The following is a 13,194-nucleotide window of genomic DNA, read 5'->3' on the forward strand; positions in this document are numbered from 1 at the left end:
TGTTGCTAAAATACCGTAAATACTTGTCAAACTTATAATTTAAATGTCAATCGATGTGATTTTGCTCACTATTCATACGTAAGTTTCTAAAAAATGTTATAAATCATATTATTGAAAATATTATTATATTATCTTTGTGTCGCATGCAGTTTCTCAGGAGATATATTGTTTTAACACTCGCTTTGCTGATTACTCTCTCAGCGACAAATAAACGTCTCTGTTCACAGGTGCTGCGGCAAAATTAAGAATTTTACGCTTTTAGGAGATAACAAAGTTTGTAGTAAGGCTGCCCGGCCTGTTTTACTCAACTGCAGCCTTAAGCAGCATAATGTACAGCTTGAACCTCAGGGAAGGAAATGTTGTAGCGATCAGAAGATTAACGTGAGTAATGAGCTGGAAGCTTCACTTCAGAAAAATCAGATCAGTGAAAAACATGTTCAGCCATTTCTTTTTTCAATCAGCTTTTTCAAAAGCTTTTTCTCTCTTGACGAATTGCCGGCGGTTAAACTACGCCCTTTTATAGAAAAACATTTTAAGGAACCTCTCATAGTCCTTCTGCAACAGTTTCGGATTTGATTAGAACCTTCTTCACAATCAGCTATCAGTCGTTAGCGATTGTAATAGAATAATCTTTTCCAAAAATCATCATTTTTAACGGACGTGAATTGATCGTAAGCTATTGTTATTGAATAGAGCTTTTATCTTTCTTCAACACCGGCATTCAATTTACATTCTGCATTTTACAAGAGTATGGTTGAGAAACTCATTGCATTTTCATTGCGCAACAGGTTTCTGGTTTTACTGATTGCGACAGCAATATTTATCTGGGGTATTTACTCAATAAAGACGAGTAAAATTGATGCTATCCCGGATCTTTCTGAAAACCAGGTTATCGTTTTTACTGAGTGGATGGGCAGAAGTCCACAGATCATAGAGGACCAGGTAACGTATCCTCTGGTGACCAACCTGCAGGGCATTCCAAAGGTAAAGTATGTGAGGGCCAATTCCATGTTCGGTATGAGCTTTATCTATCTCATTTTTGATGACGATACCGATATCTACTGGGCCCGTTCACGAGTACTGGAGCGTCTCAGTTCTATCGGGAATGTGCTCCCCCAGGGAGTCGCTCCTACGATGGGGCCTGACGGAACGGGCGTGGGGCATGTCCTTTGGTACACCCTCGATGCCCCGGGCGTCGATCTGGGCGAGCAGAGAGCACTACAGGATTGGTATATAAAGTTTGCTTTGCAGAACGTGGAGGGAGTAAGCGAAATCGCGTCTTTCGGTGGCTTTCAGAAGCAGTATCAAATATCCGTAGATCCCAATAAGTTGAGTTATTATAAGCTTACAATTAGCGATATAATGAGAGCTGTGAATGCTAATAATAACGAAGCTGGAGGCCGTAAATTCGAGATGAGCGATATTGGTTATATCATAAAGACGACCGGATATCTGCAGTCCATCGATCAGATTGAAAATCTGTCGGTAAAAACTAATAATTCGATTCCTGTGAGAATAAGAGATATAGGTACGGTACAGATGGCCGATGAAAGCAGGCTTGGCATCTTCGATTACAATGGAGAGGGAGAAACGGTTGGTGGAATTGCAGTGCTCAGGTATGGAGAAAACGCAGATCAGGTGATTCAAAGGGTCAAAGCGAAAATGGAGGAAGTGAGTAAAGGCCTTCCTAAGGGAGTGAAGTTCAATATAGTGTATGACCGCGGTGAGCTGATCGAAGAGTCTGTCTCTTCAATAAAGAATACGCTCATTGAAGAGATGATTGTTGTTTCTATAATCGTTATCGTTTTTCTGTTTCATTGGAGAAGCGCAATCAGTATAATAATTCAGATTCCCATTACCATAGCAGCGAGTTTCATAGTCCTCAACTTCTTTGATATATCTTCAAATATTATGTCTTTAACAGGTATTGCTCTGGCTATAGGGGTAATCGTCGATAATGGAATCATCATGGCCGAAAATTCATATAAACATCTTGCCGTGCGACAGGATGAGTTAAACAGGCAACAGAAAGGAGGAGAACATGTTTAGCAGATTGAAGAATCTCTTTAAGCGATCGGCTGTAAAGCCAGATTATGTAAAGCTGTCAGATGAAGAAAGGCTTGGGATAATAGAAAAGGCATGTAAGCAGGTGTCACGCGGAGTATTCTATTCCACCGTTATCATCATCACTTCTTTTCTTCCCGTATTTCTGCTGACGGGGCAGGAGGGTAAGCTTTTTCACCCGCTTGCATATACCAAGACATTTATCCTCGTTATTGATGCGTTCTTAGTAGTAACACTTGCACCGGTGCTGATATCCTTTTTTATGAAGGGCCGGTTCCGGTCTGAACACGAACACCCGGTGAACAGGTGGATGGAGAAGATCTACGAGCCGGTGATACGGAAGTGTATGAAGTTTCGTAAGACAACGCTTGGTATTAATATTTTAGCCCTTCTAGTCAGCATTCCGCTTCTTTTAAGTATGGGAAAGGAGTTTATGCCGCCGCTGGATGAGCAATCCATCTTATTCATGCCGGTTACCCTGCCGGATATCTCTAATGCCGAAGCAAAAAGACTTCTGCAAGTGCAGGATAAAATCATAAAATCCGTTCCCGAAGTGGATAAGGTGCTTGGGAAAGCCGGCAGGGCCAACACGGCAACAGATAATTCTCCGATCAGCATGATTGAAACAATTATTAAACTAAAGCCTAAAAATGAATGGCGTGCCGGATTAACCAAGCAGGACATTATACGGGAGCTGGATGAAAAGCTTCAGATTCCGGGGGTAGTAAATGGATGGACCCAGCCTATTATCAACAGAATCAATATGCTTTCTACCGGCATCCGTACGGATGTAGGAGTGAAGGTGTATGGACAGGACCTGAATAAAATTGATGACGTATCCCGGCAAATCCGCTCCCTCCTGGAAAATACCAGGGGAATAAAAGACCTGTATGTGGAGCCGGTTACTGGTGGAAAGTATCTTGAAATACGGATCAAACGCGATCAGCTTGAACGATATGGGCTTACCGTAGACGATGTTAATTCAGTAGTGGAAACCGCTATCGGTGGTGCTCCTTTTGCTACGACCATTGAGGGACGCAGACGATTCAGTATACAACTACGGCTTGGTCAGGAGTACCGGAATAGCCTTGATCGCCTGAAACGTATCCCGCTCAGCTCTCCGGGTGCAGGAACTATTCCTTTGTCTGCTGTTACCGATATTCGTTTCGTCGACGGACCTCCCATGATCACTTCCGACAATGCAATCCTTAGGGGCGCAGTAATGTTCAATGTACGTGATCGTGATTTAGGTACCACTGTACAGGAAGCAATAGATAAAATCAATGCTGAGCTCGATTTGCCTTCGGGATATTTTGTGGAATGGAGCGGACAATATGAAAACATGATCCGCGGACAGCAAACCCTCATTTATATTCTGCCGATTGTGTTGTTGATTATTTTCCTTTCACTCTATCTCGCTTTTAAATCTGTGAGAGAAGCTTTCCTAAGTCTGATCACTATCCCTTTTGCGTTGATTGGAGGAGCCTATCTTGTATATTTCTGGGGGGTGAATCTTTCTGTGGCAGTAGCAGTTGGCTTCATAGCCCTCTTTGGAATAGCCGTTGAGACGGGAGTCGTCATGGTCATTTATCTGAATGATTCCATGCGTCAACTCGTGGCCTTAAAAGGAAATTCTTCAGAATCGATTTCTAAAGACGATCTGCGGGAGTATGTTATTGCCGGTGCTGCAAAAAGGCTGAGACCTAAAATTATGACTGTGTGTGTCGCTTTGTTTGGCCTTATCCCGGTTCTATGGTCAGGCGGAGTGGGGAGCGATGTAATGAAGCCTATTGTGTTGCCAATGATAGGAGGGGTTTTGACTTCGTCAACGCATATTCTCCTCGTTACCCCCCTGATTTTTTTAATGACTAAAGAATATGAACTAAGGAAGTTCGGAAAGCTGGAGGTGTATGATGTTAAGCATTGATAGAATATTAATGATAGCCGGTTTCATCATGATTGCCAGTTCTGCTTATACTCAGGAAGTGTTAAGCATAGAACAGGTATTGAACAAAGTAGAAGAGAACAATCCGGCTTTAAAAGCCTACGAAACACGTATAAAGGGCCAGGACGCCCGGGTGCAGGGCGCAAAGGCGTGGATGGCGCCGATGATTGGGGCAGGAACTTTCATGACGCCTTACCCTGGTACTGAATTGATGCCTGATGCTGATAAAGGATCATTTATGGTGTCAGTAGAGCAGGATATTCCAAACCCCTCCAAAACGAGGGCTAAAGGAGAATACCTTGCCGCACAATCGGATATTACAAAGGCGGAAAGATTAGTTCGGTATAACCAATTACGCTTTCAGGCCAGGCAGCTGTATTATGATCTCATTATTGCGTATAGAAAAATCCGACTGCAAAATGAAAATCAGCAAATTATGAAGAACATGAAGAAGCTGGCGGAAATCCGTTACCCGTACAATCAGGGCAGTCTTAATCAGGTTTTTAAAGCCGAGGGAAGAGCCTATGAATCAGAGAATATGATTTTGATGACAGAAGGAGAGATCTGGTCGAAGAAAATTGCACTAAATGCGCTGATGAACCGTTCTTCGGATACAGCTTTTGAGCCAGACACCGCCCTTCATGTAAATTTTAAAGTGGCAGGAGCTGATTCCTCTTATTTTGCTTCCAGCCGAAGTGATATAACGCAAATGGATCGTTCCATTAAGGCGATGCAGTTGAACATTGAGCAAATGCGTAAGGAGGCCAGACCTGACTTCAGGATCAGGTTCGACCATATGAAAAACTATTCAGGTATGATGCCGGCACAGTTTACCGCTATGGCCATGATTTCGGTGCCGATAGCTCCATGGTCGTCTGGAATGTATAAGTCGGAGGTTAAATCGATGAATTTTGAGATTGAGGCGATGAGGCAGCAAAGAAGTTCAATGCTGACTGAAATGGCTGGTATGACGAAGGCGATGGAAACTGAGCTGTTGACTATGCAGAAGCAGCTTGTTAATTACGAGAAAAAGATCCTCCCTGCGTTAACCAAGAGCCTGAATACGTCTATGCTCTCCTACCAGGAGAATAAGCTCGACCTGGGTGCTGTTATAGATGCATGGGAAGCTAAGAATATGGTCCAGATGAATTATCTTGATCAGTTGCAGAAATATTATCAAATGATTGCAGAATATGAAAAGAGTATTGAAAAATAGTGCCTTCGCCGTCATCTTTTTTCTTTCTGCGCTTATTGGCTGCAAAGAGAAGCAGAAGGGAGCGCAAAGGAAAGAAGGCATACAATATACATGCCCCATGCATCCGGATGTTATAAGCGATTCTCCCGGGCAGTGTCCCATTTGCGGAATGGACCTCGTGCCCTCACATAACCATTCTGCCAGCGACAGTTCCACAGTTCAGGACAGTTTAAAGTATCTTCTTAAGCCAACAGACCAGGTAGTTGTTTCGGATATAAACACAATACGGCCTCAGAAAGGGTCGCGGTATGAAGACGAAGTTTTCAACGGCGTAATCAACTATAACACGAGGAATCTCAATATGATCTCCTCAAGGGTAAGCGGCAGGATTGAGAAGTTGTATATAAAATACAATTTTCAGAAGGTGGCGAAGGGAAGCAAGCTTATGGATGTGTATAGTCCTGATCTTGTTAACGCACAGCAGGAGTTGCTTTTTCTTAAGGATAACGCAGATGCTGAATTGCTTAACGCGGCCAAACAGAAACTTCGCTTGCTTGGAGCTACGGATAGGCAGATCAGCGATGTTTTGTGGAGTGGAAAGGTCACTTATAGGTTTAGTATCTATAGCTCTTATTCAGGTTACATTACCGAGACCTCTGCCCGCACAGGCACTTCCGCTTCTACAGGAAGCACCATGATTTCATCAGCTGATGCGGAATCGTCATCGGGATCAATGGGATCCATGGGGGCTGGAAGTTCAAATATTCCGGCGCCGCAACCCGAAGTTGCCACCGCTGGTCCCGTCTCTGTGACAGAAGGTCAGTATATTGCATCCGGCCAGAAACTGTTCAATGTGCTTAACGACAGTGAAGTATGGGCTGAGTTCTATGCCCGTTCCGAACAACTTCCCGCGCTTAAGCGGGGAAAAGATATCCTCGTATCAGCTCCGAATTCGTATGGGCTCAAGACAACAGCAAAAATTGTTCTTGTACAACCCTATTATAAGGAAGGCACAAACTTTTCACTAATACGCGCAGCAATACGTAATACATCCCGGGTTTGGAAACCTGGCCAGCTGATAGAGGTGCGTACTACAGGAAAGAACAGGAGCGGGAACTGGCTGCCGCGGACAGCTGTTTTGGAGTTAGGCAGCCGTCAGGTAGTTTTCCTAAAAAAGAACGGAGTATTTGTTCCGGATTATGTTACGGTGCTAGGAAGGGCGGGCGATTGGCTTGATGTGGGGACTAGTATCAGCTCTGACACAGAGCTGGCTGACAATGCATGGTTTCTGGTTGATACTGAAAGTTTTGTGAAGGTTAAGAAATAGAAAGCTAATGAAGAAAATATTATTTCTATCGGTATGTATTTTGCTTGCGGTGTTGACCGCCTGCAAGAATAAGGAACAGGGGCATGCACATCAGCATGCTTCCTCAGAGAAGTATACTTGTCCCATGCATCCTCAGGTGGTACAGGACGGCCCGGGTACTTGTCCTATCTGCAAAATGGATCTCGTACCCATCAGGAACAACGGCGCCAAGGGCGAGTTACAACTCAGCCAGAGGGCGGTTCAGCTTGCTAATATAAAGACGGTAAAAACCGGAAAGGGCCAGTTTCAGGCTTCAAAGGTGCTGAATGCGAGGATCGTAAACAACCCGGAATTGTCGGAAGCAGTATCAAGCCGTTATTCCGGCAGGATCGAAAAACTTTTTGTTAAAGAAACAGGCTATGCTGTTGCTGCCGGACAAGCGCTCTTCCAGATATATAGTGAACAGCTGCAATCGCTGCAGCAGGATTATTTACTGCAAGTAAGGCAATCAGAGGCTTTCCCGGGAGAGAAGATATATAAGGATTTGAAGGTGGCTGCTGCAAAAAAGCTTGGTTTGTTTGGTTTTACCCAGGCTCAGATCCGGGAACTTGTAAGGAATAACCGAACCTCTCCTTTTATTACCGTTTACTCTCCTGCATCGGGTATTGTAAATGAGTTAATGGTTTCTGAAGGACAGTATGTTTCGGAAGGCATGTCTGTTATGCGTCTTGAGAACTACAGCTCACTTTGGGTTGAGGCAGATATCTATCCAAACGAATCTGCTGTTGTAAAGATAGGTAATGTAGTGAAGGTAAGGGTAAATGGCCTTTCGGGCCAGGAGCAGGAGTCGAAGATTGACTTTATTGCTCCTCAGCTAAATGCCTCAACGCAGATTCTTACAGTAAGAGCGCCATTGAGAAATTCCCGGAATTTGTTACAGCCAGGAATGCAGGCCGAAGTATTTCTTCCCCTGTCGGGAAAAGAAGAAGCCATTAAACTTCCTTTGAATGCAGTAATACGCGATGGTAAGGGGGCTCATGTGTGGGTTATGACAGGAAATAATAAATTTGCTCTGAGACAAGTTCATACCGGAAAAGAAGATGACGCGTCAATCCTGATTGATTCAGGTTTGTCAGGCAATGAGGAAGTAGTTATCAGTGGGGCCTATTTGCTATATAGCGAGTTCACACTCAAAAAAGGATAACATTGCAAATGGCTAACGACAGAAGTAGGTAGTGAAAGTTATACGTAATAAGTCGAAGTCTAGGTATAAACAAACTATAGTCTTCGCTTTATGAAAAAACAACAAGTCATTTTACCTTTAACATAACATCAGTAACTTAATTAATATAAATAGGAAAACTCCCTTTGGGGAATTAACAGCTTAAAAGAATGAAAATGAAAAAGAATCCATTAATGAAAGGCCTTTTGGCAAGCGGCCTGATTTTAGCGTTTACAGCAGTGACGGCCTGTTCTTCTGATGGCAGCAAACATCAGAGCTCACATTCTGAAAAGGAGCACGCCACGGAGAGTGCCGCAGGACCTGAATTCAGCGACGCAAAAGTAAAAGCCGTTTATTCTCATTATGTACATGTAAAAAATGCACTAATAAGCGCAGATGCAAAAGAAGCCGCAACTGGCGGAGCTGCGTTGAAGACAGCGCTTTTAAATATAGGTAATACAAAGGCCGCAGACCTAGCCGGCAAAATTGCCGGTGCCAAAACGATAACAGAACAACGTGAGAAACTCGACGCATTGACCGCTGAAGTAGAGAAAGTTGTAAAATCAGCGAAGATCACAGGAGGGAAAATATATAAACAACACTGCCCCATGGCAAATGGAGGCAAGGGCGGTTACTGGCTTGCCAATGAGTCGTCTGTTCGCAATCCGTATTACGGCGACGATATGCTAAGTTGTGGAACAGTAGAAGAAGAGATTAAATAGCATTTCGTAAAAATAAACGTGGTGATGAAAGCTTCCTGTACCGGAAGCTTTTTTTGTTTCAGAAAAGAGTATTTGCCATGACAGTACATGACGGATGTAAAAATCCGCTTTTCTATTTTAGCCTTCAGAACGACAATTATAAATTTCCTGATCCATGCAAGTAATCTTTGGAGTAATTTTTCATTTTATCGGAGGCTTTGCCTCAGGCAGTTTTTACATACCGTATAAAAAAGTTAAAGGCTGGGCATGGGAAAGTTATTGGATAGTAGGAGGTATCTTTTCATGGCTTATTGTTCCCCCTCTTGCTGCATATCTCACTATTCCCGGATTTGCAGACATTATCAGGGGCACAGATGGGGGTATTCTCTGGATCACTTATTTCTTCGGAGTGCTTTGGGGTATTGGAGGCTTAACTTATGGCCTTGGAGTACGTTATCTTGGTGTTTCGCTGGGTAGCTCCATTATACTTGGTCTTTGTTCTATCTTCGGGGCTCTTATTCCATCTATCTATTATGATCTTTTTCCAAAGGAAGGGAAGGACACTTTTTCTATGCTGCTCCATACCACCTGGGGACAGATGGTATTAATTGGTATAGTGGTGTGTATTGCGGGGATTATAATTTGCGGAAAAGCAGGGACAATGAAGGAGAAGGAGCTTACGCAAGATGAGCGTGATGGGGGAAATAAAGAATTCAATATTGCTCTTGGATTATTTGTTTCAATTGTATCGGGTGTGCTAAGCGCCTGCTTTAATTTCGGTCTGGAAGCTGGTAAGCCAATGGCTGAAGTTGCCAATTCGATTTGGAAGAGCTCAAATCCGGGGAAGGGGGAGTTTTTATTTCAGAACAACGTTACCTATGTTGTGGTGCTCTGGGGAGGACTGACGACCAACCTCATCTGGTGTATGATCCTGAACGCCCGCAACAAAACTTTTGGTGACTATACGAATACTAAAACGCCAATACTTCGCAATATTGCTTTTTCAGCACTGGCGGGTACTACCTGGTTCCTGCAATTTTTCTTTTACGGGATGGGCGAGAGCAAGCTCGGAAACGGCGCAAGCTCATGGATCCTGCATATGGCGTTTATTATACTCGTGGCCAATGTATGGGGATTGGTGTTAAAAGAGTGGAGATCAGTAAGCCGCAAAACCTATGCTACGGTAGTAGCTGGTATACTGATTATCATCTTGTCTGTATTAATCGTTGGTTACGGTAATTCATTAAAGTAGTAAGATCAAAACAAAAAGAATATGTCTATAGTAACAGATTTTAAACACGTTAATTATTTGTGGAATGATGAAGATGCCGCAAGGTTAGAAGGGGATGAAGTAGCGCTACTGATCTATCGTTCGAACCTGCTGGGAGCAGATCTTCGTCTCACTAATTACGGAGGAGGAAATACATCCTGTAAGACTATTGAAAAGGATCCGCTCACAGGAGCAGAGACCGAAGTAATGTGGATTAAAGGGTCGGGTGGTGATATCGGTACTTTAAAACGAAGCGGCCTGGCGGGATTATATGTTGAAAGGTTGAGAAACCTCGAGAATGTTTATCGTGGTGTTGAGCATGAGGATGAAATGGTAGAGCTTTTCAATCATTGCATTTACGATCTCAAATCAAAAGCTCCTTCTATTGACACACCCCTGCACGGATTTTTGCCTTTCAAACATATAGACCATCTGCACCCTGATGCTGCCATTGCGATAGCAGCGGCGAAAGATGGGAAAAAAATTACAGAGGAGCTCTTCGGAGGAACGATCGGCTGGGTTGACTGGCAAAGGCCTGGTTTTGATCTTGGACTGCAGCTGAGGCGCTGTCTTGAAGAGAACCCTGGTATTCGTGGCATTATGCTTGGCTCTCATGGATTATTTACCTGGGGAGATACTGCGTATCAATGTTATGTAAATAGTCTTGAAGTAATAGAGGCTTGTGCCCGGTTTCTTGAAGAGAACTATGGTAAAAAAGGACTTGTTTTTGGGGGACAGCGGATAGAAAGTGCCAATCCGGAAAAACGTCGGCAGCAAGCTGCGGCTATTGCTCCTGTATTAAGGGGTTTTTGCTCAAGCGAGCGACACATGGCTGGTCACTTTACGGATGACGTGCGGGTGCTGGAGTTTATTAATTCAAGGGACCTCGACAGACTGGCTCCTATGGGTACCAGTTGTCCCGACCATTTTCTGCGCACCAAGATCAGTCCTCTTGTATTAAACCTTGAGCCTGATGCTGATCTGTCGGACGTGCAATTACTTAAAGAAAAACTTTCTCCTGCGTTCGAGGCCTACAGGAAGATGTATGCCGAATACTATGAAAGCTGTAAGCATGAAAATAGTCCGGCCATCCGCGACTCTAATCCCGTTGTTATCCTTTATCCGGGAATTGGAATGTTTACGTTCTCAAAGGATAAACAAACAGCAAGGGTCGCCGCCGAGTTCTACACCAATGCCATCAACGTGATGAAAGGGGCAGAGGCCATCTCTGAGTACACCTCCCTTCCACGTCAAGAAGCTTTTGATATTGAGTACTGGCTCCTCGAAGAAGCCAAACTGCAAAGAATGCCTAAACCTAAGCCTTTATCCGGAAGGATCGCTTTAGTGACAGGCAGCGCCGGAGGTATTGGCAAGGCTATAGCCAAAAAATTTATTGAGGAGGGAGCCTGTGTAGTGATTAACGATAACGACGCCGGTCGTCTTGAAACAGCTAAAACAGATTTTGCCAGCCATTATGGAAAAGATGCATTTGCTGCAGTCCTTTTAGATGTTACGGACACAACAAAAATAAGCGCGGCATTTGATGAAGCGGCTCTTGCTTTCGGCGGAGTGGATATTGTGGTTAATTGTGCTGGTCTTTCGATATCAAAACCGATTGAGGAGCATACAGAAAAGGATTGGGATATTTTATACGACGTGCTGGTTAAAGGTCAGTTCCTTGTAACTCAGAAAGGAGTTGAAGTGATGCGGAAGCAAGCCCTCGGAGGAGATGTATTGAATATCGTCAGTAAGAATGCCCTTGTATCAGGGCCTAATAATGCGGGGTATGGATCTGCGAAAGCGGCTCAGCTGCATTTAAGCCGATTGAATGCAGCAGAATTAGGTAAGGATGGAATCCGTGTAAATGTGGTAAATCCCGACGCTGTAATTTCCGATAGTAAGATCTGGGAAAGCGGTTGGGCCGAAGGAAGAGCTAAAGCTTACGGTGTTACCGTAGCCGAGCTTCCTGCTTATTATGCAAAACGGACTTTACTAAACAAAATAATTCTTCCGGAAGATATAGCCAACGCTTGTTTTGCTTTTGTTGGAGGTTTGATGGATAAATCAACAGGCAACGTGCTGAATGTAGATGGTGGAGTTGCAATGGCATTTGTAAGATAGTACATTGCCATTGAATAAGTAGAACAGCAATCAGGAGTGTTATAGATAGAATAACTAACAAAATTATATAATGAAAATCGAGAGGTACCAGATCGAAGAGCACAATACAAATTTGTCTCAGGATCATAAGCGGAGGTTCGAATTCCTGGCACAGGATATTAGCCGTGCAGAAGAAATTATTCAGAAATTAATAAAGTTTCAGATTGCTATACCAAGCTGGGCTTTGGGTACCGGCGGTACGCGTTTTGGAAGATTTTCAGGAGGTGGAGAGCCGGGAAACCTCGAGGAGAAAATGGAAGATATAGGTTTATTACACCAGTTAAACCAGTCGAGCGGTGCAATTTCTCTTCATATTCCATGGGATATTCCTGAAAATGCCCAGGCTGTAAAGGCGCTTGCCGCGCAATACGGTTTACGCTTCGATGCCATGAACTCCAATACCTTTCAGGATCAGCCTGACCAGAAGCTCAGCTATAAGTTCGGATCTATGCAACATGTAGATAAAGCAGTCAGGAAGCAGGCTGTGGACCATAATATCGAAGTAATAAGACATGGTATTGAGCTTGGATCAAAATCACTTACAGTTTGGCTTGCCGACGGATCTTGTTTTCCTGGACAGCTAAACTTCAGAAAAGCGTTCGAAAATACACTTGAAAGCCTTCAGGAAGTGTACGCGGCTTTGCCGGATGACTGGAAAGTGTTTGTTGAGTATAAGGCATTTGAACCTAACTTTTATTCTACAACGGTTGGCGACTGGGGTCAGTCTTTGTTATATGCAAACAAACTTGGTCCTAAAGCGTATACGCTGGTCGATCTCGGCCATCACTTGCCAAATGCCAACATAGAACAGATTGTCTCCCTGCTGCTGATGGAAGGCAAGCTTGGTGGCTTTCATTTTAACGATTCAAAATATGGTGATGATGATCTCACCGCCGGAAGTATCAAGCCATACCAGTTATTCCTTATCTTTAATGAGCTGGTAGCCGGAATGGATGCCAAGGGAATGGATCATGCTACCGGATTAGGCTGGATGATCGATGCCTCTCATAATGTAAAAGATCCTCTGGAGGATTTGTTACAGTCGGTAGAAGCTATCATGATGGCTTACGCCCAGGCGCTTTTAGTGGATGCAGATGCTTTAGAACGGGCACGGCAGGAAAATGATGTCGTTCGCTGTCAGGAAATTCTTCAGAACGCATTCCGCACGGATGTTCGTCCTCTGGTTGCCGAAGCAAGGTTAAGAAGTAATGCCGCTATTAATCCTGTTCAGTTGTTCAGGGAGCTGAAAGTGAGGGAGAAGCTGATTGCTGAACGTGGGGTGAAAACAGTAGCAACGGGACTATAAGTGTTGAAGGTTGAAGGTCGAAAGT

At 43.9% G+C, this 13,194-nt stretch carries 9 protein-coding genes; all 9 read left to right on the forward strand.

Going from position 1 to position 13,194, the window contains the following annotated elements; translation table 11 throughout:
* Window positions 1-750: 750 nt before the first annotated feature.
* The 9 genes from BDE36_RS24225 (at window position 751) to BDE36_RS04325 (ending at window position 13,169) form a co-directional block, all read left to right on the forward strand.
* On the forward strand, window positions 751-2,049 hold the full coding sequence (locus BDE36_RS24225) for an efflux RND transporter permease subunit (protein ID WP_141813863.1): 1,299 nt from the start codon (window positions 751-753) through the stop codon (window positions 2,047-2,049).
* Complete coding sequence (locus BDE36_RS24230) at window positions 2,042-3,991, forward strand: efflux RND transporter permease subunit (RefSeq protein WP_141813864.1); 1,950 nt, start codon at window positions 2,042-2,044, stop codon at window positions 3,989-3,991. Before BDE36_RS24225 ends, BDE36_RS24230 begins: the two co-directional genes overlap by 8 nt.
* Window positions 3,975-5,225 (forward strand): TolC family protein, encoded by a 1,251-nt coding sequence (locus BDE36_RS04295; protein ID WP_235904164.1) that lies wholly within the window; start codon window positions 3,975-3,977, stop codon window positions 5,223-5,225. The genes BDE36_RS24230 and BDE36_RS04295 overlap by 17 nt, the downstream gene beginning before the upstream one ends.
* Window positions 5,203-6,531, forward strand: a complete 1,329-nt coding sequence (locus BDE36_RS04300; protein ID WP_141813865.1) for a heavy metal-binding domain-containing protein — start codon at window positions 5,203-5,205, stop codon at window positions 6,529-6,531. Before BDE36_RS04295 ends, BDE36_RS04300 begins: the two co-directional genes overlap by 23 nt.
* 7 nt (window positions 6,532-6,538) lie before the next feature.
* Window positions 6,539-7,714 (forward strand): efflux RND transporter periplasmic adaptor subunit, encoded by a 1,176-nt coding sequence (locus tag BDE36_RS04305; RefSeq protein ID WP_161987532.1) that lies wholly within the window; start codon window positions 6,539-6,541, stop codon window positions 7,712-7,714.
* Window positions 7,715-7,908: 194 nt separating this feature from the next.
* Window positions 7,909-8,454 (forward strand): DUF3347 domain-containing protein, encoded by a 546-nt coding sequence (locus BDE36_RS04310; protein WP_161987533.1) that lies wholly within the window; start codon window positions 7,909-7,911, stop codon window positions 8,452-8,454.
* Between the two features lie 154 nt (window positions 8,455-8,608).
* The gene (gene rhaT / locus BDE36_RS04315; RefSeq protein ID WP_141813867.1) at window positions 8,609-9,685 is read left to right on the forward strand and encodes an L-rhamnose/proton symporter RhaT; all 1,077 of its coding nucleotides are present in this window, start codon (window positions 8,609-8,611) and stop codon (window positions 9,683-9,685) included.
* 21 nt (window positions 9,686-9,706) lie between these two features.
* Entirely contained in the window at window positions 9,707-11,824 is a 2,118-nt protein-coding gene (locus BDE36_RS04320) for a bifunctional aldolase/short-chain dehydrogenase (protein WP_141813868.1), read from the forward strand.
* Between the two features lie 70 nt (window positions 11,825-11,894).
* A complete protein-coding gene (locus tag BDE36_RS04325; protein ID WP_141813869.1) occupies window positions 11,895-13,169 on the forward strand; it encodes a sugar isomerase in 1,275 nt (424 codons plus the stop codon).
* The last annotated feature ends 25 nt before the right edge of the window (window positions 13,170-13,194 follow it).

The organism is Arcticibacter tournemirensis, assembly GCF_006716645.1.
GTDB lineage: Bacteria > Bacteroidota > Bacteroidia > Sphingobacteriales > Sphingobacteriaceae > Arcticibacter > Arcticibacter tournemirensis.

Coding starts and splice junctions, on each gene's coding strand:
- BDE36_RS04305 (WP_161987532.1), top strand. CDS start 6,539: ATGAAGAAAATATTATTTCTATCGGTATGTATTTTGCTTGCGGTGTTG.
- BDE36_RS24225 (WP_141813863.1), top strand. CDS start 751: ATGGTTGAGAAACTCATTGCATTTTCATTGCGCAACAGGTTTCTGGTT.
- BDE36_RS04295 (WP_235904164.1), top strand. CDS start 3,975: ATGATGTTAAGCATTGATAGAATATTAATGATAGCCGGTTTCATCATG.
- BDE36_RS04300 (WP_141813865.1), top strand. CDS start 5,203: ATGAAAAGAGTATTGAAAAATAGTGCCTTCGCCGTCATCTTTTTTCTT.
- BDE36_RS24230 (WP_141813864.1), top strand. CDS start 2,042: ATGTTTAGCAGATTGAAGAATCTCTTTAAGCGATCGGCTGTAAAGCCA.
- rhaT (WP_141813867.1), top strand. CDS start 8,609: ATGCAAGTAATCTTTGGAGTAATTTTTCATTTTATCGGAGGCTTTGCC.
- BDE36_RS04310 (WP_161987533.1), top strand. CDS start 7,909: ATGAAAAAGAATCCATTAATGAAAGGCCTTTTGGCAAGCGGCCTGATT.
- BDE36_RS04320 (WP_141813868.1), top strand. CDS start 9,707: ATGTCTATAGTAACAGATTTTAAACACGTTAATTATTTGTGGAATGAT.
- BDE36_RS04325 (WP_141813869.1), top strand. CDS start 11,895: ATGAAAATCGAGAGGTACCAGATCGAAGAGCACAATACAAATTTGTCT.